At 41.1% G+C, this 24656-nt stretch carries 23 protein-coding genes, 8 tRNA genes and 2 rRNA genes; 26 read left to right on the top strand and 7 right to left on the bottom strand.

Annotated elements, in window-relative coordinates; genetic code table 11:
* The 5 genes from ACFO3D_RS15640 to ACFO3D_RS15620 form a co-directional block, all read left to right on the top strand.
* Nucleotides 1-105 (top strand): 23S ribosomal RNA (locus ACFO3D_RS15640); the annotation flags it as partial.
* Nucleotides 106-165: 60 nt separating this feature from the next.
* Nucleotides 166-281 (top strand): 5S ribosomal RNA (rrf, locus tag ACFO3D_RS15635).
* A 90-nt stretch (nucleotides 282-371) separates the two neighbouring features.
* Nucleotides 372-446 (top strand) — tRNA-Asn (locus ACFO3D_RS15630).
* 4 nt (nucleotides 447-450) lie between these two features.
* Nucleotides 451-523 (top strand) — tRNA-Thr (locus tag ACFO3D_RS15625).
* An 84-nt stretch (nucleotides 524-607) separates the two neighbouring features.
* Complete coding sequence (locus ACFO3D_RS15620; RefSeq protein ID WP_390298140.1) at nucleotides 608-778, top strand: hypothetical protein; 171 nt, start codon at nucleotides 608-610, stop codon at nucleotides 776-778.
* A gap of 223 nt (nucleotides 779-1001) precedes the next feature.
* Here ACFO3D_RS15620 and ACFO3D_RS15615 read toward each other — a convergent pair whose 3' ends face one another.
* From ACFO3D_RS15615 to ACFO3D_RS15605, 3 genes are all read right to left on the bottom strand, one after another.
* Nucleotides 1002-1379: a hypothetical protein gene (locus tag ACFO3D_RS15615; RefSeq protein ID WP_390298137.1), complete on the bottom strand. Its 378-nt coding sequence runs from the start codon at nucleotides 1377-1379 to the stop codon at nucleotides 1002-1004.
* 110 nt (nucleotides 1380-1489) lie between these two features.
* Nucleotides 1490-1687: a hypothetical protein gene (locus ACFO3D_RS15610; protein ID WP_390298134.1), complete on the bottom strand. Its 198-nt coding sequence runs from the start codon at nucleotides 1685-1687 to the stop codon at nucleotides 1490-1492.
* Between the two features lie 738 nt (nucleotides 1688-2425).
* Nucleotides 2426-3154 carry a YwaF family protein gene (locus tag ACFO3D_RS15605; RefSeq protein WP_390298131.1) on the bottom strand — a complete coding sequence of 243 codons (729 nt, stop codon included), beginning with the start codon at nucleotides 3152-3154 and terminating at the stop codon, nucleotides 2426-2428.
* Between the two features lie 172 nt (nucleotides 3155-3326).
* Here ACFO3D_RS15605 and ACFO3D_RS15600 point away from each other — a divergent pair.
* The 11 genes from ACFO3D_RS15600 (at nucleotide 3327) to rocF (ending at nucleotide 9727) form a co-directional block, all read left to right on the top strand.
* Nucleotides 3327-3401 (top strand) — tRNA-Glu (locus ACFO3D_RS15600).
* A gap of 8 nt (nucleotides 3402-3409) precedes the next feature.
* Nucleotides 3410-3485 (top strand) — tRNA-Val (locus ACFO3D_RS15595).
* A 3-nt stretch (nucleotides 3486-3488) separates the two neighbouring features.
* Nucleotides 3489-3564, top strand: a tRNA-Thr gene (locus tag ACFO3D_RS15590).
* Nucleotides 3565-3606: 42 nt separating this feature from the next.
* Nucleotides 3607-3691, top strand: a tRNA-Tyr gene (locus ACFO3D_RS15585).
* Nucleotides 3692-3698: 7 nt separating this feature from the next.
* Nucleotides 3699-3770 (top strand) — tRNA-Gln (locus tag ACFO3D_RS15580).
* Between the two features lie 203 nt (nucleotides 3771-3973).
* Nucleotides 3974-4046 (top strand) — tRNA-Lys (locus ACFO3D_RS15575).
* Nucleotides 4047-4247: 201 nt separating this feature from the next.
* Entirely contained in the window at nucleotides 4248-5537 is a 1290-nt protein-coding gene (locus ACFO3D_RS15570; protein WP_390298128.1) for a hydroxymethylglutaryl-CoA reductase, degradative, read from the top strand.
* Entirely contained in the window at nucleotides 5534-6499 is a 966-nt protein-coding gene (mvk, locus tag ACFO3D_RS15565; RefSeq protein ID WP_390298125.1) for a mevalonate kinase, read from the top strand. The genes ACFO3D_RS15570 and mvk overlap by 4 nt, the downstream gene beginning before the upstream one ends.
* 18 nt (nucleotides 6500-6517) lie before the next feature.
* Nucleotides 6518-7495, top strand: a complete 978-nt coding sequence (gene mvaD / locus ACFO3D_RS15560) for a diphosphomevalonate decarboxylase (RefSeq protein WP_390298122.1) — start codon at nucleotides 6518-6520, stop codon at nucleotides 7493-7495.
* A 13-nt stretch (nucleotides 7496-7508) separates the two neighbouring features.
* A complete protein-coding gene (locus tag ACFO3D_RS15555; RefSeq protein ID WP_390298119.1) occupies nucleotides 7509-8624 on the top strand; it encodes a phosphomevalonate kinase in 1116 nt (371 codons plus the stop codon).
* Between the two features lie 200 nt (nucleotides 8625-8824).
* Nucleotides 8825-9727, top strand: a complete 903-nt coding sequence (gene rocF, locus ACFO3D_RS15550) for an arginase (RefSeq protein WP_390298116.1) — start codon at nucleotides 8825-8827, stop codon at nucleotides 9725-9727.
* Nucleotides 9728-9923: 196 nt separating this feature from the next.
* Here the strand turns inward: rocF and ACFO3D_RS15545 are convergent, their stop codons facing one another.
* Both ACFO3D_RS15545 and ACFO3D_RS15540 read right to left on the bottom strand, forming a co-directional pair.
* Nucleotides 9924-10583, bottom strand: a complete 660-nt coding sequence (locus tag ACFO3D_RS15545; RefSeq protein WP_390298113.1) for a CPBP family intramembrane glutamic endopeptidase — start codon at nucleotides 10581-10583, stop codon at nucleotides 9924-9926.
* Between the two features lie 110 nt (nucleotides 10584-10693).
* Nucleotides 10694-10843 (bottom strand): aspartyl-phosphate phosphatase Spo0E family protein, encoded by a 150-nt coding sequence (locus ACFO3D_RS15540; RefSeq protein WP_390298109.1) that lies wholly within the window; start codon nucleotides 10841-10843, stop codon nucleotides 10694-10696.
* Between the two features lie 384 nt (nucleotides 10844-11227).
* On the opposite strand from ACFO3D_RS15540, the gene sigW reads away from it, so the two are divergent.
* From sigW to ACFO3D_RS15510, 6 genes are all read left to right on the top strand, one after another.
* Nucleotides 11228-11791 (top strand): RNA polymerase sigma factor SigW, encoded by a 564-nt coding sequence (gene sigW, locus ACFO3D_RS15535; RefSeq protein WP_390298106.1) that lies wholly within the window; start codon nucleotides 11228-11230, stop codon nucleotides 11789-11791.
* Between the two features lie 15 nt (nucleotides 11792-11806).
* Nucleotides 11807-12460 (top strand): zf-HC2 domain-containing protein, encoded by a 654-nt coding sequence (locus tag ACFO3D_RS15530; protein WP_390298103.1) that lies wholly within the window; start codon nucleotides 11807-11809, stop codon nucleotides 12458-12460.
* Between the two features lie 178 nt (nucleotides 12461-12638).
* Nucleotides 12639-13451, top strand: a complete 813-nt coding sequence (gene cdaA / locus ACFO3D_RS15525) for a diadenylate cyclase CdaA (RefSeq protein WP_390298153.1) — start codon at nucleotides 12639-12641, stop codon at nucleotides 13449-13451.
* Entirely contained in the window at nucleotides 13444-14670 is a 1227-nt protein-coding gene (locus tag ACFO3D_RS15520) for a CdaR family protein (RefSeq protein ID WP_390298100.1), read from the top strand. Before cdaA ends, ACFO3D_RS15520 begins: the two co-directional genes overlap by 8 nt.
* Before the next feature lie 78 nt (nucleotides 14671-14748).
* Nucleotides 14749-16092 (top strand): phosphoglucosamine mutase, encoded by a 1344-nt coding sequence (glmM, locus tag ACFO3D_RS15515; RefSeq protein ID WP_390298097.1) that lies wholly within the window; start codon nucleotides 14749-14751, stop codon nucleotides 16090-16092.
* A gap of 344 nt (nucleotides 16093-16436) precedes the next feature.
* The gene (locus ACFO3D_RS15510) at nucleotides 16437-18227 is read left to right on the top strand and encodes a S9 family peptidase (protein WP_390298094.1); all 1791 of its coding nucleotides are present in this window, start codon (nucleotides 16437-16439) and stop codon (nucleotides 18225-18227) included.
* Between the two features lie 30 nt (nucleotides 18228-18257).
* Here ACFO3D_RS15510 and ACFO3D_RS15505 read toward each other — a convergent pair whose 3' ends face one another.
* Nucleotides 18258-18845 carry a tetratricopeptide repeat protein gene (locus ACFO3D_RS15505; RefSeq protein ID WP_390298091.1) on the bottom strand — a complete coding sequence of 196 codons (588 nt, stop codon included), beginning with the start codon at nucleotides 18843-18845 and terminating at the stop codon, nucleotides 18258-18260.
* Between the two features lie 514 nt (nucleotides 18846-19359).
* On the opposite strand from ACFO3D_RS15505, the gene glmS reads away from it, so the two are divergent.
* On the top strand, nucleotides 19360-21162 hold the full coding sequence (glmS, locus tag ACFO3D_RS15500; RefSeq protein WP_390298088.1) for a glutamine--fructose-6-phosphate transaminase (isomerizing): 1803 nt from the start codon (nucleotides 19360-19362) through the stop codon (nucleotides 21160-21162).
* A 334-nt stretch (nucleotides 21163-21496) separates the two neighbouring features.
* Complete coding sequence (locus ACFO3D_RS15495) at nucleotides 21497-22045, top strand: hypothetical protein (protein WP_390298085.1); 549 nt, start codon at nucleotides 21497-21499, stop codon at nucleotides 22043-22045.
* Nucleotides 22046-22264: 219 nt separating this feature from the next.
* On the opposite strand, the gene ACFO3D_RS15490 is transcribed toward ACFO3D_RS15495, so the two are convergent.
* The gene (locus ACFO3D_RS15490) at nucleotides 22265-22786 is read right to left on the bottom strand and encodes a YcxB family protein (RefSeq protein ID WP_390298082.1); all 522 of its coding nucleotides are present in this window, start codon (nucleotides 22784-22786) and stop codon (nucleotides 22265-22267) included.
* 264 nt (nucleotides 22787-23050) lie between these two features.
* Between ACFO3D_RS15490 and ACFO3D_RS15485 the strand changes: the two genes are divergently transcribed.
* Nucleotides 23051-23560, top strand: coding sequence for an RNA polymerase sigma factor (locus ACFO3D_RS15485; RefSeq protein WP_390298079.1), 510 nt, complete (start codon nucleotides 23051-23053; stop codon nucleotides 23558-23560).
* Nucleotides 23553-24536, top strand: a complete 984-nt coding sequence (locus ACFO3D_RS15480) for a hypothetical protein (RefSeq protein ID WP_390298076.1) — start codon at nucleotides 23553-23555, stop codon at nucleotides 24534-24536. The genes ACFO3D_RS15485 and ACFO3D_RS15480 overlap by 8 nt, the downstream gene beginning before the upstream one ends.
* Nucleotides 24537-24656 lie beyond the last annotated feature (120 nt).

Here is a 24656-nt window from a genome sequence, read left to right as displayed (position 1 = left end):
TCGAGTGAGTAAGATCCCTCAGAGACGATGAGGTTGATAGGTCCGAGGTGGAAGCGTGGTGACACGTGAAGCTGACGGATACTAATAGATCGAGGACTTAACTAAATCTTTACCTGATGTCATGCGTACTCTTATTTAGTTTTCAGGGTGCAAACCTATAGAAGGTCTGGTAGTAATAGCGGAGAGGTCACACCTGTTCCCATGCCGAACACAGAAGTTAAGCTCTCCAGCGCCGATGGTAGTTGGGGCTTTGCCCCTGCGAGAGTAGGACGCTGCCAGGCATTTTTTGTATAGTTTTTTAACTTTATATGTATTATAATATAGACGAGTTCAAGACCATGTTGGTCGGTTGTATTAAATAATATTAATATTCCACAGTAGCTCAGCGGTAGAGCAATCGGCTGTTAACCGATCGGTCGTAGGTTCGATTCCTACCTGTGGAGCCATTTTGCTTCCATAGCTCAGTCGGTAGAGCACCACCATGGTAAGGTGGGGGTCAGCGGTTCAAGTCCGCTTGGAAGCTCTCTAAAAACGTTTAAATCTCTGCCGATTTAAACGTTTTTTTGTGTACTAATATAAAATTATTCGGATGGGTGGCCATTATTAGATGGGAAACGGAATTTCCTTGGTGATTGTATTTGCATTTATTGTTACAGTAGCTGAGCTTCTAGTATCGTATTTTCTAATAAAAAAATATAAAAGAGGCATCTGGCAGTCGTTGTATATTTCGTTGCCTGTGATTGTTATAGTATGGGTAGTAGCATTGACAAATTCATAAGCGCAGCGAGAAAGAGGCATCCACTAATTGTAAGTAGTTCTGAAACCGTGGAGAAAACTAAAAAAACAGGCGAAATAGCATACTAAAACACATTATGTTTATCACCATAAATAACAAACAAAAACGCTTGGATAGGTAATGTCCAAGCGTCCTTTTTTCATATTGCCTTGTTAAACGAACGCACCCAATAGTTTAAGTACAATACTTCACAAGCAATGAATATCTACACTTTCCAATCCGTCGGGATTTTCACCATTACATATTTTCCTGTCCACATTTCTGTAGTTACAATTAGTGTTTTATCATCTTTTTTAAAAAAATAGCCACTACCCTCTTGTTTTTGAAATTCCCAGCCATTTCCCCTAATCGTGTTCTTTAAATTCTCGTGTGATTTCCCTTGTTCCATTAGTGTAATATACCACTCATAACCATTTTCTTCAGTTATTTTAACTATATCTTCTGCTGAGTCATTCAATGATTCTAATACTTCTTTTTTACTCACTGATTCAATTGGTAATGGAGGATAATAGAATTTACTATTAAATGTCATTATACTTATAATCAGAATTAACCTGCCAATAATTATTAACCCTCTCTTCATCTAACCCCACCACCAAAAAAATCTTTATTTATTGTAAAAATACTCCATTCTTACAAAAACCCCTTGTTACACTAAAGTACCCTTTAATTGAAGTGTCGGGTGCTAATTTTCTAATTATCCTTAGGTTCATTTATACTGCTAGCAACTACCAATGAAATACCTATTACAAAAACCAGGAGAACAAGGCTAACAGAAATTCCAGATAAACTAGAGTTGTTTACTTTGGCTATTTGTACGATAATAGCACCTGTAAGTAATGACAAACAAACCATCAAAATCCCTGATATTATGTATACTAATTTCCCCACAATATTCCCCCCCTCATTGGTCTACTCTCGTTAGTGGATAAACAATTGTTTTTCTTGAACAATCGCACCCGTTGAGTTTAATAAGAATCTCGCTTTTATCACACGCATTATCCTAACTATTCAGACAATTCTATACAATATACCATATATATGTTATACTAATATATAAACAATACAATTGTTGGGAACCTTTTGACTTTCCTTAGTCTTCTTCCATCATTAAGGAGGAGACACTAAAATGTCGAAAGAAAGTCTAATAAAAATGCTTGAAACTCTTTGTCAGTACAACAATGCATACATTTAGCTCTAATGAACAACCAGTAATGACAGTACGATGCTTAAAACATACAAGGACTATAGAGATAACCAATCTTAAAAATAATACGGTCAAATTATTTGATAATATTGAAGAATCAGCGGAAGCCCTACAACTTTTAATAAATGAAAATACGATTGCTTAAACCTCTTACTCTTAAGAGGTTTTTTGTTACTCGTTTTTTGTCAAATGCCACATAAAAGTTCTCATGCTCATCTTAAACTCCTCGTTAATTGAAGAACATAATATTCAAAATCTTAATCATAACAACTACATGCTTGGTTTATAAGAATCAACATAGCAAATAGCATACCGATTAACACAGTAAAATACACTTTGACAACAACTATTGTCAATCTGCTTTGGTCTGCTAATTAGTATGCTAAATCATATGTTTCTCCACCGAAACGGAACTACTTACACTAAGTGGATGCTCTTTTAAAGTTAGCGAAAAGCCTGTATATCTGCTGCTGAGCTGTAAATACAACCAATCCAAGTACACAGAGATTAAAATAGTACCAAAACCCATTACCAAGCATATCAAGAGGTGTGGAGGCAGTAGGGGTATGGGATAGATATAAGTAGTTGGACTCCAGGCAAGGATTTATGAAAACCCCGATTATAAATGCGTAAACCAGCAGGTATCCATACGTTTCCAGCATAGATTTCAGGGTTATTTTGGCGGAACTTGTAGAAACAAGGAAAATACCGGTCCATGAAATAGCGATATGGTGGACAAAAAACTTCCAGAAACGAAAATGTGGATAATCATAGGGAAGTTCAGGAGTCACGACTGCCAGAAAAGCGGGTATCAGACCAATAAAAAATGAGATCTGTACTAACCTCTTATTGTAAGTCGCCAACGTTATGGCCCCGGTTATCCCGGCTACACCACAGAGATGCAGCGGCATGTGATCCCTTAGACTCCATATTCCTGTAACCCCTGTCCAAGTCTGGTATGAAACTTCGGAAAGAATGAGCAGGCTGAACAGGGTCCAGCGGATAATAGTAAAAGGAGTTCTTTTACTGCGGATTTTTTTTAGAAAGATAAAGAACAATAGAAGTCCCAAAAAGTAAATCATTAACATTGTCAGATGACTGGTTCCAAATGTAATGAAAGGATCACCACCTAATTCAAGCCAGTTACCCATAAAATCCCCCTTAAAAAGTGCTTATCTATGTCTATTCTTCATTATATGTGTTAGGAAGCTATTTGAAAATATAGAATTTAATATTTCTCTTTACAAAGATAGCAATCCTGTATATAATAAAAATCGTTGGTTTTTGACAAAGATTTTTTCGTATTATAAAATCCATTACTATGGCCCGTTGGTCAAGTGGTTAAGACACCGCCCTTTCACGGCGGTAACACGGGTTCGAATCCCGTACGGGTCACCACTTACTTTGGAGGATTAGCTCAGCTGGGAGAGCACCTGCCTTACAAGCAGGGGGTCGCAGGTTCGAGCCCTGCATCCTCCACCATGTGCCGGTCTAGCTCAATTGGCAGAGCAACTGACTTGTAATCAGTAGGTTGGGGGTTCAATTCCTCTGGCCGGCACCATTTTTTATGTATAATTAAATAAAAGATAGTTACAATAGTTACGGAGGGGTAGCGAAGTGGCTAAACGCGGCGGACTGTAAATCCGCTCCCTCAGGGTTCGGCAGTTCGAATCTGCCCCCCTCCACCATAATTATTGGGCTATAGCCAAGCGGTAAGGCAACGGGTTTTGGTCCCGTGATTCCCAGGTTCGAATCCTGGTAGCCCAGCCTTTTTTTATTTTAAGGGAATTTTTACATATTTAAAATGGACGAGCACCAAGGGATTCACCCGCATAATAAGAACACTTTACATCATGAGCCATTAGCTTGCCGCGAACATCCTGGAAATTACTGCTATGTGCAGGCATGCGAGGAGTTATCACGACGAGCACCAATGGACGCAATCGCTTAATCAGAACACTTTACATTATGAGCCATTAGCTCAGCTGGCAGAGCATCTGACTTTTAATCAGAGGGTCGGAGGTTCGAATCCTCCATGGCTCATCTTTTATACGAAAAAACTCTAGCGTAAAAACAGCATAAATATTATAATAGCAGATAAACAAGGTCGTTATGAGTGATAAACAACCTTGTTTATTTGCATTTTAGGCTGTTTTTTTACATAATAGATACAGCTATTTTATTTATTGACAATACAAGACTTATTTACATATATAAATAATGTTCACAAAAGGATGAGACGTTATGGAAACTTCGAGAATTCCTGGCTTTTATAAAATGGGTGTTGATGAACGCAGAGAGCTTTTGACTAAAATGGAATCCTTTACTGAGGAAGAAAAGGAATATTTATTTTCAAAAGAACCGCTGGGCACAGATACAGCTGACAAAATGATTGAAAATGTAATTGGGACATTTCCGCTTCCACTCGGACTAGGATTGAACTTTCAAGTGAACGGGAAAGACTATGTAGTGCCAATGGCAATTGAAGAGCCATCCGTTGTGGCGTCAGCCAGCTACATTGCCAAAATAGTCCGGAATGCAGGTGGCTTTACTACAGAGGCAACCGATCGGGTTATGATTGGCCAGATTCAGGTAGTCGGCTGTCCGGATTTTGAGGCTGCCAAAGAGGCTGTTCTAAAAGAAAAAGATTCCCTCATAGAAGATGCAAATGCTTCTTACCCGAGTCTTGTCGCCAGGGGTGGCGGAGCAGAGGATTTGGAAGTCCGTATATTGAATGAAGAGTCAGATTCAATATACGGTAAAATGCTCATCCTTCACATTTATATCAATACGTGCGATGCAATGGGGGCAAATATTATAAATACAATCGCCGAGTCACTTGCTCCTACTGTGGAAAAGCTGACTAAAGGTAAAGTGTATCTGCGGATTTTGTCTAATTATGCTGATCGATGCCTTGCAAGAGCAAGTTGTGTAATTCCACCGCATTTGCTGGAATCTAAAGGGTATACCGGTGAGGAAGTACGTGATGGGGTTATCCATGCGTATGAATTTGCCGCATCAGATCCATATCGCGCGGTAACGCATAATAAAGGTATCATGAATGGAATTGATCCTATCGTAATTGCGACTGGGAATGACTGGCGTGCCGTGGAAGCAGCAGCGCATGCACATGCTGCTAGAGACGGAAAGTATGGTTCCATGACTAAATGGTCGAAAGATGAGGAAGGAAATCTAGTCGGCGAACTAGAGCTTCCTATGTCGGTTGGTACTGTCGGAGGATCAATCCGCGTCCATCCCATCGCGAAAATCGCGCATAAAATCTTAGATGTTGAATCAGCACAGGAGCTTGCCCAGGTAATTGTGGCAGTGGGACTTGCCCAAAACCTTGGGGCATTGAAAGCTTTAGCTACTGATGGTATCCAAAAAGGCCATATGGCATTACATTCTCGTTCTGTTGCTATTGCAGCAGGAGCTACTGGGGAGATGATTGATATCATTGCTGAACGTTTAATTGATGAAAAGGAAATCCGTGTCGGAAAAGCTAAAGAATTGGTGGAAGAATATACAAAATGAGTGCAGAAAAAGCAACAACTTCAGAACAAACAGCTATCGGTATAGCTCATAGTAAACTAATTCTGATTGGGGAGCATGCAGTTGTACACGGACAACCTGCTATCGCACTTCCCTTTCCGCTCGTAGGAGTAGAGTCTGTAATTGACTACGTACCGGGGGCTGTTAAAATCGACAGCACATTTTATCATGGCCCACTCGATTCTGTACCGGAATCGTTAGAAGGGCTTGCTAACTGTATAAAAGCAACCTTGAAGCATCTTAAAATGCCCTGTGAAGATTTGCTGATCCGGATTAAATCATCCATACCACCCGGCAAAGGTCTTGGCTCAAGTGCATCCGTAGCTATTGCAGTAGTCCGATCATTGTTTGCCTATAATAATCAGGAATATACCGAGAACGACCTGCTTAATCTGGCAAACATTTCGGAAACATACGCGCATGGTGTGCCAAGCGGTATTGACACACTTACCATAACATCAGATTTTCCAGTATGGTTTGAGAAAGAACAGCCGGTTGATTATATTGAACCAAACGGGGATTTTTACTTTATTGTGGCTGATTCCGGACGGATGGGAGATACGCGTTCTGCGGTTGAATCGGTTGCCAGTCTTTTTAAATCAGCACCGAAACGGATACATTCCAAGCTGGAACGGATTGGGGAGCTGACCCATAAAGCGAGACATGCGCTTGAAAGTGCAAGCAAACATCTGCTGGGTCAGATGTTGAATGAGGCACAAAAAGAACTCGAAGCTCTGGGTGTGAGTGATGCAGGACTAAACAGGCTTATATATTTTGCCCGCCAGGAAGGTGCCCTTGGCGCTAAATTGACTGGTGGCGGAAACGGCGGGTGCATTATTGCACTTGCCCGTAATGAGGTACATTCCAGACAACTTACCGAGAAACTTAAAAAATTTGGGGCGCATGCTGTTTGGTCATTTGTTCTCAGAAAAAAACCAGAGTAAGCACAAAGGAGATACACAATGAAGGCTACAGCTAAAGCCCATACGAATATTGCCCTGATAAAATATTGGGGAAAACGGGACGAATCGTTAATTCTGCCGATGAATAACAGCCTATCTGTGACGTTGGATGGCTTTTATACCGAAACAACGGTGGAATTCCAAACAGAATTGGAACAGGATAGTTTTATCCTGGATGGAAAGGTAGTCACCGGCAAAGAGTATGACCGGGTTACTGCATTTCTTGACCGTATTCGGAAGTACGCTGGAAAACCGGATTTGTATGCTAACGTCGAATCAACCAACCATGTGCCCACAGCGGCTGGCTTTGCGTCTTCTGCCTCAGGATTCGCAGCGCTGGCCGCTAGTGCTGTAAAAGCACTGGGTCTTAAAATAAGTAAAGAACAATTATCCATTCTGACTAGGCAGGGATCCGGTTCTGCCTGCAGATCGGTATTTGGCGGATTTGTGGAATGGGAAAAAGGTTCACTTGAAGACGGATCGGATTCTTATGCTGTTCAAGTAGCGCCTGCTGAACATTGGGATATCCGTGTGGCTGCTGTAGTCCTTTCTTCCAAAGAAAAGAAGGTCCTGAGCAGGGAAGGGATGAAACGAACAGTTGAAACTTCTCCCTTTTACTCAAGTTGGGTGGAAAGCATCCCACATGACCTGGATAATATTAAGCAGGGTATCCGTACCAAGGACTTTAAGAAAGTCGGCGAAATTGCCGAGGCAAACTGTCTTAAAATGCATGCAACGACGCTGGCAGCTAATCCTCCGTTCACATACTGGCATGATACAACGATGGCAGTTATGCGTAAGGTACAGGACTTGAGAGACAAAGGCATACCTGCATACTTTACGATTGATGCAGGACCAAATGTTAAGGTTCTTTATCAGCCTGAGAATGAGGAAACAATACAGACTACACTCCAAGAGATACCTGGTGTCAATGATGTGATCGTGAGCCGCACCGGTCAGGGAGTATCCTATATCTAGGAGTTGACACGTTTTGACAAATACATCAATGACCGTACGTGTGCCGGGTAAATTAATGATCGCCGGAGAATTTGCTGTCTTGGAGCCGTACCAGGAATCAGTCGTCATGGCGGTTGACCGTTATGTCTACGCGAAATTGGAAGACAGCAATAAGAATTACCTATCGTTGAAGGCATTCCATCTAAACAATCTTGAATGGTCATATGACGGGGAAGAAGTAGTTATCAAGACAGAAGATGCCCGGACCACCTTTGTACGGAATGCTATGTCGACGGTCTTGGCATATTTGAATGAAAAAGGCCACTCACCGAACAACTTTCACTTATCTATCCGTAGTGAGCTGGATGATGTGGAGTCTGGCAGAAAATATGGATTAGGGTCGAGTGCGGCAGTTGTTACTGCAGTGGTTTCCGCTATTCTTAAAAGATTTTTACCTGAAGAAGCTTCGTCTAACCTTATCTTTAAACTGGCAGCTATTTCTCATGTTAAAACCCAGGGGAGTGGGTCAGGTGCGGATGTTGCGGCATCATCCTATGGAGGGTTTCTTAGATATTCTTCGTTTCAAGCAGATTGGCTGCTGCAGGAATACAAGCGTTCGGAAACTGTTTCTGAACTGCTAGTTGGTGACTGGCCTTATTTGTCCCTTGAACCGATAACGTTACCAGAAGATGTAATTATGTGTATTGGTTGGACAGGAAATCCTGCTTCGACCAGTGAATTAATTGGTAACATTAAAAAACTTAAACTAGATAACGAAGCGTTATACAAAAAATTTATGGTAGACAGTAAGGATGCAGTAAGAAAGTTCCTTGAGGGAACATCCGATTATAATGTCCCTCGAATGCTTGATGGAATTAAACAAAACAGGAGAGCAATTACCAAGCTAGGGCAGGATGCAGGAACAAATTTGGAGACCCCATTACTGAAGAAGCTAAGTGACCTTGGCGAACAGTACGGTGGCGCCGGAAAGCTTTCTGGTGCCGGCGGCGGGGATTGCGGAATCGCCTTTATGCCATCTCGAGAACAGGCTGATAAGCTGATGGAAGCATGGGAGCAGGTAGGGATAAAACCATTGCATATCACCACCGCCGAGTTAGGCGCAATGGAATATAACAAGCAGGATGACTGAATTCAGTGCATCCTGCTTTTTTTATTAATCTCTTTATTTTTTATTTTAAATAGGTCATCCCACCACCCGTATCTTAACCCTAGAACATGATCATGCCGGAGTTTCAATCTAACCCTGGAGTGTATATATATACATATTTCTGTGCGGTTGAGTCATTGTCCTTTTTTTGGCTAGAATAGTATGTAGAGGAGGCACGAATAATGAATAAAAATATGTCAATTATTGGTGTTCCAATGGATTTGGGACAAAGCCGTCGCGGGGTCGATATGGGTCCGAGCGCGATTCGATATGCTGGTCTTTTAGAGAAACTGGAAGGACTGGATTATAATGTTGATGATCTGGGGGATGTACCAATATCCCGTCCGGACAGCAGGCATGAACGTCAGGATGGGGATCTGCGGAACTTGAAGCAGGTTGCGGATGCCAGTCTGAAGCTTGCAGAAATGGTCGATCAAGAAGTATCCGATAAGCGGTTCCCACTAGTTCTGGGCGGGGATCACAGTATTGCCATAGGGAGTCTTGCTGGTATATCAAAACACTACGAGAACCTGGGAGTTATCTGGTATGACGCCCATGGAGACCTAAATTCCGCCGAAACTTCTCCATCGGGGAATATTCATGGCATGCCACTAGCGGTTAGTCTTGGGATTGGACATGAGCGGCTGACAAATATTCATGGCTACTCTCCTAAAATTAAACCGGAGAACATCGTTATCATTGGAGCACGCTCGCTTGACCCTGGTGAGAAAAAACTAATTAAAGAACGCGGCATACAGGTTTATTCGATGCATGAGGTTGATCGTATGGGAATGACTAACGTAATTTCAGAAGCAATTGAATACCTGAAAGAGCGGACTGACGGAGTTCATTTAAGTCTTGATTTGGATGGCCTTGACCCTGACGAAGCACCGGGAGTAGGTACTCCGGTTATTGGCGGTTTATCTTATCGCGAGAGCCATCTGGCAATGGAAATCCTGCAGGAATCAGCGATTCTTACCTCTGCAGAATTTGTAGAAGTAAATCCAATTCTCGACGAAAAGAACAAGACTGCCACCTTGGCTGTAGGGCTGATCGGGTCCTTATTTGGAGAAAAACTAAAATAATAAATGAGATTGGGCCGAAAGTGATAATTTATATAATAAACCGAACTATCTACCATATTCTGTAAGATAGTTCGGTTTTATTGTAACTGCCTTATCTACCACTCCGGGCAAACAAGGCGCTATTATTTAATCGACCGTGCCTAATTTCGTTCGTCTTTAGAATGTAAATCCATACTTATGTCCAGGCTCATTTTTTTTAGAAAACAGCTATCAACGCAATGACAATGATCGCAATATCGGCCATTATATGAACCAGCCAGGAATTATAAATATTATCATTATTCTCATTGAGCCAGCAAAACAGCAATCCTACCGCGAAAAGACCACTGAGCGCAAGGAGAAAAAGCCCAAAGCTGAACCATGTCAGGAAAATGGCTGTATGATAGACAGCAAATAAAAGAGATGAATAAAGATAGGCAAAACCCCTGGACTTATGCTGGAGATTTTTAAAGATAAATCCTCTGAAAAAGATCTCCTCCAGAAATGAATTACCCGCGATTACATAAAGACCGATAAACAAGAAAGTATCACTGGTGATGTTTTTTTCGGAAAGGCTGATGCCTATCCCTGCAAAATCAATCATGCCCCTGAAAGCCAGAAAAGCAGCCATCAAGATGATGAATGTGCTCACGCCAAGCAGGACGCTTATTTTCAGACGTGTCAGGTCAATTGATTTTGTACTTAGATACGAGGTCTGCATGCTGGTTTTATAATGAAAGATTAAAATAGCTGCGAAGAAAACAAAAACTTTAGCGATTGTTTTATACAGATAGTCAAATTGAAGCACCTGTTCAATCAAAAATAACAGAATTACAGATAATAAGCTTAATAGGATAATCAGAGATTTATTCGTCATAAGAACACCTGCTGGTTTTTCACCAATTGTAACACAAGGTCAAAAAAAAAAGACATGCACTACGTGTCTTTTTAAATGGGGATTTTACCCTAAATTTATATTTATTGAGGTCAGGCAGTCTGGTATTCATTTAGAAGTTCATCGAGAATTTCGCTTTTACGTACGACAGCTTCCGAGGTCAATCCATGAGTATTGCTTAATGAAATCATCTCATCGCGGCATTCTTCTATTTTTTCTAATAATAATGAAGGATAATCCACAAAACTGGCCTCCTGTCTAGTATAATAATTAATATGAAATTACCCATTGTAATCAATTCATAAACATCTTTCCTTTAAAAAAATTTGAAAAAGGTAGTCCAGAAGCATTATTAACGGTTTTTTACACAAAATTTTCTCGTAAACATTCCCTTTAGCCCACCAGTCAGTGTATACTGCCCCGTAATGAAATTGGGTACAGGGAAACGCTCGAAAAGACAATCCAGAGCGAAAATCAACTTAGGTGTTATATCTACAATAATTATAGTTTTTGTGACAAAAGCAAGTTTTTTATAAACCAGTCTAAAAATAATATGAATTTCTTTGAAACTTTGTCTGTAGTTAACTCGTATGATAAATACCGCATGGTAAGCGGAGGTCTCGGAAATGGAATCAATTATTAAAGAAAAGATTAAACAGGTGAAGAAGGGTGATCAATCAGCCTTTGAGGATATAGTTGAATTTTTTCAGAGCAAAATTTTTCAGCATTGTTTTCGGATGCTTGGAAACAGGCATGAGGCAGAGGATATTGCACAGGAAACGTTTATCAGGGCATACGTTAATATCCATACATTTGACGAGCGCCGTAAATTTTCCACCTGGATTTATCGGATTGCGACAAACTTAACAATTGACAGGATCCGCAAGCGAAAACCGGATTATTTTCTCGATGCTGAAATCAAGGGGACAGAAGGATTGGATATGTATTCTCAGCTTGCCTCAGACAATCGGCTTCCTGAGGAAGAGGTGGAAGGCATGGAGCTTCAGGATTATATTCACCGGGAAATCACTGGATTATCTCCCAAGTACAGGAGTATTATTGTTCTAAGGTATCTTGAAGAATTTTCATTACAGGAGATCAGTGAAATCCTTGACATTCCGCTTGGAACGGTAAAAACCCGCATTCACCGCGGACGCGAAGCATTACGTAAAAAGCTTCGCCATGTGTAAAGGAGTGAGATTGACATGAACTGCAATGGTGAGGCTATTGAGCTTATGCATAAATATCTGGACGGGGATCTGACGAAACAGGAAGAGGCGAAGCTGCGCATTCATCTTGAGGAATGTGAGGCATGTCAGAAGCACTTCCATGAACTTAAAAGAACAATTACACTTATTCAGAGTACGGAACACGTACCGGTCCCTGAAAACTTCACCGCTAACGTAATGGCGAACCTTCCGGCGGAAAAAAAGCGGATTAAATACCTACGATGGTTTAAAGCGCACCCTGCGCTTGTTTCGGCAGCGATTTTCTTTATTTTCATGTTCAGCGGTGTATTTACTGCTTGGAATCAGGAAGGTGAACTGGTTGTTTCCAAACAGGAAAACCTGATTATTAAAGGTGATACGGTAATCGTTCCAGAGGGCGTGACGGTTTCAGGTGATTTACTTGTCAAAAATGGAAATTTGCGGATTGATGGCAAGGTAGATGGTAATGTCACCCTTATTAACGGTGAACTTGTCGACAGTTCGCTCGAAGGATCTGGCCTGATGGCTTCTGCTGGAGGAGTCAACGGAGAACTAAAGCAGGTGGACCAGATGTTTGAATGGATATGGTTCCATCTGAAGGACATGTTCCAAAGTGTCTTTTCGCTGGGACACGTTTTGCTGACACCATAAAAATAGCTTTAATTTCAGGAAACCTGGTCTATACCAGGTTTCTTTTGCGTAGAGAGATTAACATGATACAATGAGGAATATGGTATAATAGGTAAGGTGACTAATCAGCACTAAACCTATGGAAATCGATAATAAATGCAGACAGGACGGAAACTTATGGGTGGAAGGAAGTGGAAACATGCTCGATGGGGGATTTGACTTTATACGAATAGGCATCGATATCGCTCTCGTCTGGTATGTTTTATATAAATTAATAATGTTAATCAGGGGAACCAAAGCAATTCAGCTTCTTAAGGGAATTGTTGTTGTTCTGGTTGTATGGCTCTTAAGTAGCGCGTTTGATTTGCAGACGATTCAGTATCTTACCAGTGAGGCTATCGATTGGGGATTCATTGTTATTATTATTCTTTTTCAGCCAGAACTGCGAAGGGCATTGGAACAGATTGGCCGAGGGAACATCTTTTCCCGGGGTTCGAGATCTGAGGAAGAGATTCTGGAGCAGAACATTGAATCTATTGTTCAATCCTGTAATTACATGGCAAAAAGACGTATTGGTGCTCTTATCTCTATTGAACGTGAAACAGGTATAGGGGACTATGCTGAAACGGGTATACCGATAGATGGAAAACTGACACATCAGTTGCTTACCAATATATTTACCCCTAACACACCCTTACATGATGGGGCTGTAATCATTAAAGGAGAGGAAATTATGGCGGCTGCCTGTTACCTGCCATTGTCCGAGAGCCCGTTTATTTCGAAAGAGCTAGGTACAAGGCACCGGGCGGCTATGGGCATCAGTGAGGTAACAGATGCTCTAACAATCGTGGTATCAGAGGAAACTGGGAATATCTCCTGTACGAAAAATGGTGAGTTACATAGGGAACTGGAGCAAGAAGAACTGCGTGATTTCCTTCGTAACAACCTGTCACTGTCGTTGAAATCCCCTAATTCAAAAACACGGAACTGGAGGGGGAAGAAAAATGGATAATTGGTTTAAGAGTCCATGGTTTGTCCGTACAATTTCCCTGGCTTTTGCTGTTGTCCTATATGTATTTGTGCAGGTGGAAGTCAGTCAGTACCAGAATGATCCACGAATTTTCACCGGTAATAGTGACAGTATAGAGACACTTAGCGATGTACCATTGGAAATCCGGATAGACGAAGATAAATACGTGGTAAGCGGGGTCCCTGAGTTTGTGACCGTTACATTGGAAGGGTCAACCGGCACCTTAACTGCCGCAGCAAAACAACGAAATTTTGATATTTATGTCAATTTGGAAGGCCTTGGTGAAGGTACGCATACTGTAGAGGTTCAGGCTGCCAATGCACCAGAGGATCTGCAATTGTATATCGAGCCTAAAACAATCGAGGTAACCATCAAAGAACGTGCTTCGGAAGAGTTTGAGGTAGCAGTCGATTTCATTAATACTGATCAACTTCCGCAAGGTTATGAGGTTGGCGAAATGCAGGTTGAACCGGAGAAGGTTACCATTACCAGTTCGAAAGAGATAATCGATCAGATTGCAATTGTTAAAGTCTTTGTTGACGTATCGGGGCTGAAGGAGTCCATTGACAATAGAGAGGTACCGGTTAATGTTTATAATGCCAGAGGAAAGGAACTCAGTGTCCGGGTTGAACCAGGGAGTGTAACTGTTTCTGCGGAAATCCGTAATCCTAGTAAGACAGTTCCTGTAAATATAGCAACCACCGGTGAGCTACCTGAGGGGTATTCACTGGCATCGCTATCCGCTAACATAGACGAAGTGAAAATTTTTGGAACAAGCGATGTTTTGGAAGGAATTGAAGAGGTTTCGACCAAGGAAATCAACCTATCCGATATAAAGGAATCAGGCACGGTCAATATTGGACTGGATTTGCCGAAGAATGTGACCACTTCAAGGTCTGACCCGATTGAAGTTTCAATTGAACTGGAACAGACTAAAAAAGTCAGCAATGTTCCAATAAATGTAGAGAACGCAGGTGAAAATGAGGAAATAACATTTGTGGAGCCTGAGCAGTCACAGATGGAAGTTACTGTAATTGGGCAGCAGAATAAAATAGACAGATTAACAGCAGAGGATATTGAAATGTCCATTAATGTGGAAGGTTTGGATGAAGGAGAACATGAGGTGCCTGTAAACGTGAATGGACCGGAAAACGTGGAAATCAGACCCGCATATGGACAGGTTACCGTCAATATTTCCTAGTCTTTTGTTACAATTTATGTTTTCTGAAGTCAGGTTATGCTCACAGTAGGTAAAAGGATGTTAAAGGAGAGGTACAACATGGGTAATTATTTTGGTACAGATGGTGTAAGAGGAGTAGCTAATACTGAGCTCACACCCGAACTTGCATTTAAATTAGGCCGTTTTGGCGGTTATGCAGTAACAAAAGGAATAAATAAACCTAAAATACTAATCGGTCGCGACACCCGTATTTCCGGCCATATGCTGGAGGGGGCACTGGTAGCCGGACTGCTCTCCATTGGTGCCGAAGTTATGCGACTGGGAATTATTTCAACACCTGGTGTTGCTTATCTGACAAAGGCAACCAGTGCCGAAGCAGGGATTATGATTTCCGCTTCGCATAATCCAGTAGAGGATAATGGGATTAAGTTTTTCCGGCCGGATGGATTTAAACTGACCGACGACCAGGAAAACGAAATCGAGGAACTGATGGAGGGGGAAGATAACTTGCCCCGCCCGGTAGGTGCCGATATCGGAGTGGTGAACGATTACTTTGAAGGTGGACAAAAGTATCTCTCCTTCCTGAAAGAGACAATTGATAACGACTTCGACGGGTTGAGAGTAGCGATTGACTGTGCGCACGGGGCAACATCGAGCCTTGCAACACACTTATTTGCCGACCTTGAAGCAGATATACTTTCCATTGGATCATCACCAGATGGTCTTAATATCAATGACGGATATGGATCTACGCACCCGGAAAATCTTCAGGCATTCGTTACTGAAAAGAATGCTGATATTGGGCTTGCCTTTGATGGTGATGGCGACCGCTTAATTGCAGTGGATGAAAATGGAAAACTGGTTGATGGCGATAAAATTATGTTCATTTGTGGTAAATATATGAACCAAAAAGGCGTACTACGCCATAATACGATTGTGTCCACTGTTATGAGTAACATTGGCTTCTATAAGGCACTTGAGGAAAACGGCATGCACAGTGATAAAACAGCCGTCGGTGACCGGTATGTTATGGAGGAAATGCTGAAAGGCGGCTACAACCTTGGCGGTGAGCAATCAGGTCATATTATTTTCCTTGATCACACCACCACCGGGGATGGAATGCTGTCTGCAATCCAGCTTGTTAATGTCATGAAGGAAACTGATAAGTCATTATCTGAGCTTGCAGCCGAAATGGAAACATATCCGCAGGTTTTGAAAAATGTGCGGGTAACCGATAAACACAGTGCTTTGACCAATCCGAGAATCCAGGAAGCAATTGATGAAGTTGAAAAAGAGATGAACGGGGAAGGCCGTGTACTTGTGCGCCCTTCAGGTACGGAACCACTTGTACGGGTCATGGTGGAAGCACCAACGAAAGAAGCATGTGAAAAGTATGTTGACCAGGTTGTAAAGGTGATTGATGAACTGCTTGGCATGAAATAAATCGTGTGAATAATGCTCTCCTAGTAGGAGGGCATTTTTTTGGCGTTTGCGTGCATATTGGAAGAAGGCTTAGTCGCTTTTATGAGCGCTTTTTCAAGGTTATTAAGCGGGTATTTCTTATTAATAAGCGATTTTACATGGTTATTGAGCGCTTTTAATGAATTATTGAGCGAAAATGCAAAATGAAGCACTTTCTGAGTTGTTCCTTGCCAACTATCCATTTTTAGCAGCGATCCGCAACCATTACACAAAATCCCTGCTCCGTTCCGTATGGCCTGGTAATCATGGCCTCTAATAGGTTATAATAATTTAAAATAGTTAAAAAATTAACAAGGGGGAATAAGATGATAGACTTTCCAAAACCAACAGTGGAGCAATTTTTCCGTACATATGTCATTACTGATTTTGATGTAAGCGGGGGTGAGGAGCGGCTAGTGTTCAGTAGCAACCTGAACGGTAAAATGAATCTTTGGGCGATGGATCTGCCGGAAACTTTTCCGTACCTGTTCGCGCATCAGGACGAGTCATGCAGCTTTATCAAGATTGACCCTAAGAACCGTTACGTACTGGCCGGGTTTGATAAAGATGGTGACGAAAACCACCATATATACGCAATTCCGACTGAAGGAGGTCTTCCCAAACCACTGATTACAGGGGACGAATCCGAGAAGTATTTTTTTGCGGACTTAAGCGAGGATGGGGAGCGTGTATACTATGTCACTTCAGAAGAAAATCCTTCCTTTCTTAACGCCCGGGTAAGAAATCTATCTAACGACTCGGACACCCTGTTGAATATGGGGGAGGTTTCACCGACTGAGCTCGCAGCCGTTTCAACTGATGAGGAGAAATTTGTATACCTCCGGGCCCTTGCAAATACATTTGTTACAGGACATATAAAAGTCGGAAAAGAAACTATTAGTCTTACTCCTGATTCCGAAAAGGTCCATATCGTTAATGACCCAGTATTCTCTGATGATAATACAGTATATTTTGTCACTAACTATGAAAGTGAGTACAGCTATGTAGCTAAATTTAGCCTGGATACACGAGAATTCACAAAGGTTGTGGAAATTGAGAATGAGAGTGTTGATTTTCTGAAATGGCATAAAGGGAAAAATGCACTTTATCTCGTGACGGAGAATGGTGTAAAAGATTGTCTGTATCGGTTTGAGACCGAGACAGGCGATTTGGCAAAGTTGTCGACTCCAGTCGATGTGATTGAGAAATTGCAGGTAAAAAAATCAGGTAATCTGTATGTTCTTGGCAGAAGTGCCACAGTTCCTCATAATATTTACAAATCAGAAAATGGAAGCAAATGGAAACGACTGACCAATAATCGTGTTCTTGGGCTAAGCAGCGGGGATATGGTCGAGCCGGATGTTGTATTTTACAAATCGTTTGATGGTATGGAAATCGAGGCATTGCTGTTTAAAGCTAAGCCCGAATACGATAATGGTCACACCATCTTCTGGCCACATGGGGGACCACAGGCCGCTGAGCGGAAGTTTTTCCGTGCGATGTTCCAATGTTTCCTGAACCGCGGCTATACCATCTTTGCGCCTAACTTCCGCGGCAGCACCGGGTATGGTTCATCATTTGTCAAACTGGTCGAACAGGACTGGGGGGAAGGACCGCGGCTGGATTGTGTAGCAGGAATCGAATGGTTGTTTGAAAACGATGTGACAGACAGGGATAAACTGTTCTTGGTCGGTGGAAGTTATGGAGGCTATATGACGCTGCTCCTTCACGGGCGGCATCCGGAATATTTTAAGGCGTGTGTCGATATCTTTGGGCCGTCCGATCTGTTTACTTTTGTCAATTCGGTACCGCCACACTGGAAGCCGATTATGGATCGCTGGCTTGGCGATCCAGAGCGGGATAAAGAGCGCTTTGTCCGGGATTCTCCGGTTACGTATTTGGATGGTATGACAAAGCCGATGCTTGTCATCCAGGGGGCAAAAGACCCGAGGGTTGTAAAGGAGGAATCGGACAATATTGTTGCCAAGCTTGAAGAAGCTGGCCGCGATGTTGAATATATGGTTTTAGAAGACGAGGGACATGGTTTTTCAAAAAAGGAAAATGAAATAAACGTATATTCCCGGATGTTGGAATTTCTCGACAAGCATCACGGATAAACAATGTAAAAGCAGGCGCTCCCGCGGGGGCTACCTGCTTTTAGTATTATGATCCAGCTCATTCTGTTTTTTACGGGTTGATTCAATTGCTGATTCAGTTAATTTAATCAATTCTTCATTTCCATCCTGTTTCCGTATATCGAGCGCATTTTGGAAGTATTCGATCGCCTGATCGTACTTCCCTTGATCAAACAGATTCTTACCCTGGTGTTCGTATGCAAAATCCAGGTATGCCGAATAGTCAGGGTCTTCCTCTGCCTGGTCAATCAGTTCACGGAAGATTCGATTGGATATATCAAATTCATTTTTCCATTGATGCGTATGAGCAAGCCTAAGCTTATTATAAAACGCGCTTCCTATATTGCCGGTGTTTTCTGCGATAGAGATAGCTTTTTTTATATGCCGTTCACTATCATCGAGTTCACCGATTATCCTTAAAAAAGATCCGAGGGTACCGTGGAGGTTCCCTTTTTCTTCATTAGTAGATGTATCTTCTTTTCGTAACTCATTCTGAATATACATCATTCCATGAAGCATATCCATTTTATTTACCGGGATTTCCCGGAGATTAGGTCCAAAAGTAAATTTCATGTTATAAGGTATTTCTGAAAGATTCATTGGAAGCACCCTCCCTATGGTAATAACTGTTACCAGTATACAGGAAGAAACGGGGCGGTGTACACATTCCAAACTGTCTGGGCATACTTATATTACAGCACAAATTTAGAAAAGGATTGACCATTTCTATTACTGTCGGTTAAAATTTAATGAGCCCTTTTAAACAAACTATGTTTAATTTCAGCTAATTCAGGAAAACCAAAAGGGTGGAAGCAATTAGTCAAATACAGAAAGGTGGACCGGAAAACTTCATATAACTAAAGCGCCTGAACTATCTTTGGACGGTATAAAGGTAGTTGACGAGGTGGAGGCTAATCGAATTTATCGGCGGATTCCTCCCGGTTGTACATCCCAACCGACAGGCAGCGGCTGTTAAAACAGTAAGGTGACTTGCTGGACAATACGGAGCTGCAGGATGACATAATATATAAACACGGGAAAGGGGCAGCACAAAGCCCCTGTATAACCATATACAAGGATATTTGTCTGCCTCTTTATCAAGGAGGATACAACTATGTGTGGAATTGTAGGATATATAGGAAGTAAAGATACAAAGGAAATATTACTGAACGGACTTGAGAAACTGGAATACCGAGGTTATGACTCTGCGGGTATCGCAACTTTAAATAATGAAGGACTTAACCTTTTTAAAGTAAAAGGACGTATTGCGGCGCTGCGTGACCGTGTTGATCATTCTGTGGAAGCTACTATGGGAATCGGTCATACACGCTGGGCAACACATGGAGTGCCTAGTGCAACAAATGCCCATCCGCATCAGAGCACGTCAGGCAGATTTACACTGGTCCATAACGGGGTAATCGAGAATTACCAGGACCTGAAGCGTGACTATCTTGGTGACGTTCAATTTGTTAGTGAAACTGATACAGAGGTCATCGTTCAACTTGTAGAAAAAAACTTCAAAAAGACCAATGACACAGCGGAAGCATTTCGTGAAACTGTCAGCCATTTGAAAGGTTCCTATGCACTTGCCCTGATCGATAATGAAGACCAGGAAACCATCTATGTTGCAAAAAATAAGAGCCCTCTGCTTGTTGGCCTTGGGGAAGGATTCAACCTGGTTGCCAGTGACGCAATGGCTACGTTAAAAGAAACAGACCAGTATCTGGAGATTAATGACCAGGAGATTGTACTGGTAAGCCGTAACTATGTGGAAATTCAGAAACTTAATGGTGAAACCGTGGAACGCGAGCCATACACGGCTCAGATCGATGTGAGTGACACGGAAAAGGGCACATACCCACACTTCATGCTCAAAGAAATCGATGAGCAGCCATTCGTTATGCGTAAAATCATTCAGGAATATCAGGATGAAAATAACGACCTGAAGCTTGATGAGGACATCCGTGCAGCGATGAAGGAATGTGACCGAATCTATATTATCGCTGCAGGTACCAGCTACCATGCAGGTCTAGTCGGTAAGCAGTTCATTGAGAAACTTGCTGAAATACCTGTGGAAGTGCATGTGGCCAGTGAGTTTTCATACAATATGCCATTGCTGTCTGAGAAACCACTGTTTGTTTTTATTTCGCAAAGTGGAGAAACCGCCGACAGTCGTGCCGTACTGGTAAAGATTAAAGAACTGGGTCATCCAGCACTGACCATCACGAATGTACCGGGATCCACGCTTTCCCGTGAAGCAAACTATACACTGAACCTGTATGCAGGCCCTGAGATTGCCGTTGCATCTACAAAAGCATATACAGCTCAAATGGCAGTACTGGCTATCCTTGCCGTGGATACTGCCCGTGCGAAAGGTCTAGAGCTTAGCTTTGACCCAATGCAGGAGCTTGCGATTGTTGCAAGCGCGATGGAGGCACTAACTGATCAAAAAGAAACCGTGGAAGAACTGGCCAGGGATTATCTGGCAACTTCCCGTAATGCATTCTTTATCGGCCGAAGCACTGACTATTACGTCTGTGTGGAAGGTGCGCTTAAACTGAAGGAGATTTCTTATATTCAGGCGGAAGGCTTTGCCGGTGGCGAATTGAAGCACGGTACAATCGCGCTTATTGAGGAAGGAACCCCGGTAATTGCCCTGGCTACACAGTCAGAAGTTAACTACGGAATTCGTAGTAACGTGCAGGAAGTTGTAGCACGTGGGGCCAATGCTATGGTAGTCAGCATGAAAGGTTTGGAACAGGATACTGATGCATTCGTCATTCCTGAAGTACATGAACTGCTGACATCACTGGTATCTGTTGTGCCACTTCAACTGCTTGCATATTATGCAGCTCTGCATCGCGACTGTGATGTCGATAAGCCACGTAATTTGGCAAAAAGCGTAACAGTTGAGTAAGTGAAGGTTTAGAAAAAACTATTATTTGTGTTGGTTGACAAGAAAGATCTGTCTTTAACAAAAAAATTCTGTCCTAACGAAAAGCACGCTATTCCAGATGGAGTAGTGTGCTTTTTTGTTTTTTGTTAACTTAATGGAAATTGTGCTGATGGGAAATAAGGGTAGCAAATACAGCTGTTTCATCCTCTTTGTAATATCCATGCTATTGAAATGGTATTCATCATAATATTTATGTCACAATTCCAATAACGGTATTGCGGCTTTTATATTGGTAATTTTCCAGTTAGTATATGACTGAAATGATAATATATACATACAAGGAAGGTTGATATATATGCTAAATAAATTTTATTCCGGTTTTATGGTGGAGTTCACAAGGTTATTATTAAAGCTTTTATTTATTATGTATGGCGATAAACTTAAAAATAAAAATGTATTTGAAGATATTCAAAATCTAATGAAGAGAGGACAACGAACCTTTATTGATTCTCACCAACTAAATGAAGACCTTACCAAAGGTCCAGTAGCAGGTCCTAATAGATCAACTAGAAAATTAATAAATGCATTCGTAACAAATCGCTACATTCTAGAAGAAGATGAGCAGGAATTTTATTTACATGTGGCTAAAGAATGGGTAGGCGGAATCATAAAAAGCTATCATGTCTCTTTGATTTTCGCTATCCTTTTTATAGTTACTTATTTAAGTACATTCTTTCTACACCCATATATTAGTGGTTGGATAGGCTTGTTTTGGATTATAATACTGCTCCTAAGCCCATTTATTAGTCTTTTTAGTGCTTTCTGGGTAAAAGGATGGAAGAAATGGGTGCTCATCAGTCTTAACATCTTTTTCTTTATTACATTTATTATGATAATGGCTTAATTTGAGAGTAGGAGACCTCTAATCTTTAAAATATCCCTTTCATCATGCTCTTTTCAATAGGTGTGGTTGGACTCGTCTATCTTTGACGAGTCCTTTTTTTAGTGTGCTAGGCATGCGAACATTGAGCCAAAGGGTCAAAGACCCAAGAGTATATAAACTGATTCGCAAATATTTGTAATCATAAAGGGTGTAGCAAGGTAGCCTACACCCTTTATATTTTTATTTTATAAGAGAACAATCTCTTAGGTAACTGTAAAATTCATCCCTTTTCTCTTGGTTTAACTGAGGTAACTCTTTAGGAACAATTAATGCTTGCATATCTCCAAAATATAGAAAGAGACGTTTATTATCCTGGCCCATCCTTTCAAAGGCACTCCAATCAAAAAATGATTTCGTACTTTCCATTTCTTTGTTAATTCCTTTTTCTGTAATAATTAACTTACAGTCCCCCGTCATATTAGAAGTATTGGTTCTTCTCAACATAGTTTTTAATTTGATTATCGCAAGAGTCCGGTAGTAGACAGGGAATACAATGAAATAAAGAATCACTGCAGTCGACAAAATAAGTAAGGACTGTCGAGTAAAAGTTTCCTTGAGTATGAGAATTGTTAAAAAGAAAATGAGAAGAGAAGAGAACCACCGAAGTCGATTAAGTGTTCTTCGGTGATAAATAGACGTTTCAATTCCATTCTTCTGTAAAGCAATTAAATCGCTATCTTCTATTTGAAAATAAACTTCCAATTTAACTTCCTCCTTGAAGTTTTTATATTTATTGTCTTTTCCATTAAGATCAGTACATATATAAATGAGATTATAACAATATTCTTAAAAACCAAACAGTGTGGAAAGATTTACTTTGCTGGAAAAGGATTTCTTAATGACCACCCCTTTTTTAAAAGAGGGGGACAACTTACTTTCCATAATTATCTTTGTTAACACCAAGTGTAATTTTTTATGAAAACAATCGTCTAATTTGTACGCTCGATGATTCAGGGGGATAAACAATTGACAAATAGCGAGATGATAACAGATTGGTTCCGCAAATACAGCGATGATGTTTTTAACTTTCTTATTTATTATACAGGACAGCGAGATGTCGAGGATATAGTGCAGGAAGTATTTATTAAAGCATTACGGAAAGTGGATACATTTAACGATCAATCAAGCCCTAAGACATGGCTATTCAGTATTGCCCGTAATCTCGCAGTGGATGAGATAAGGAAACAGACCAGAGAAAAGGAAAAAGTCGTTCGTATGAAGGTAATGATGGACAGGAAACCACTGGAAACACCGGAGCAAGTATATCAGCTCAGTGAGACAAATAAGGAAATCTACCGAGGAATAGGTTATTTAAAAAGGAGTTACCAGGAGGTTCTAATCTTAAGGGGAATCCAGGAACTTACCGTTAATGAAACAGCCCAGGTATTAAAGTGGAATAAAAACAGAGTGAAAGTTACATATCACCGGGCACTAAAAGCACTCGAAAAAAAACTGGGAGGGTTGGTTAATGAATAAGGAACAGAGGATGATAGAGAAATTAAACTCGTTTCCAAAAAACTGCCGTTTGGACGAAGAAGCAAAAAGTAATATAGAAGCCGCTATCAATAAAGGGGCGGCAAACAAAAGCACAAATCGCAGGAATACAGCGTTCAAAGGCTTTGTTAGTAAGGCAATGGTTCCAGGCGGAGCTCTTATTGCGGTTGTATTGTTTGCCTTTTTAATTATTCCATTCAACAATAATGGAAGCAATGTCAGTAAGCCGGAAAACCGGCCTACTGAACAACCAACACCAAACCTGGAAGGAAATATACTCCCTGATCCTCAGTTCCAAAGTTTTGAGACGTTTATAAAAATATATACCCATGAATTTAATAATGTGGCTGAACAGAAAAGTTTTGATAAAAGGATTATAGATCCACTTACTCATGGATTTTACATCTATTTAAAACACTTCCAAGCGCTTGGAGAAGTTCCTGAGAAGGTCTCAGAACAAGTTTCTGAAGCCATCTCTCTTGCCAGAAAAGAGGAGGAAACACCAAGTGTTGTTAAGATAGAAGAGCTTTTTTCCGTCCATAAGGAGAAGGCTAATTCTATTTACCGGGAGCTGTTCGGGGAGTATTCGGAGGAAGATATACCAGAGCATAATCCTAATGATAATAACGATAATACAGGGGTTCCAATTGAAGACTTTGTAACAGATAAGCCTGTATGGAATACGATAGATGAGTTTGTAGAAGAAAATTTGATTAAATTAAATTCCGAAGCACCTGACTATGTGGCCTCACAGCAGACATATGAAGAATTCATCGCTCAAACTGTGTATGTTCAATCTAAATATTTTATGACCATTACGAAATCAGAAGAAAAGAAAAAACAACTACAAGATCTCAGGGAGATTTCAAAGAAAGTTATGGAAAATAAACGAGAAAATATAGAAGGACATAAGAAATATATAAATAAACTAAAGCAAGAGTTAAAGGATTTAAAATAAAGGAAATTAAAAACCACTTGTAGATTTATAGTCTAATTCCTCAATAAAAATACGGAGGAATTAGGCTTTTTTATTTTTTTAAACTCTCAAGGTTGTATACAAGTGGGTGGTGGGTGGTTT

The sequence above is a fragment of the Virgibacillus kekensis genome (assembly GCF_042654125.1).
Classification (GTDB): Bacteria; Bacillota; Bacilli; order Bacillales; family Amphibacillaceae; genus Lentibacillus; species Lentibacillus kekensis.
The sequence above is the reverse complement of the archived record's forward strand: the minus strand, read 5'-3'. Positions and strand labels throughout refer to the sequence as shown.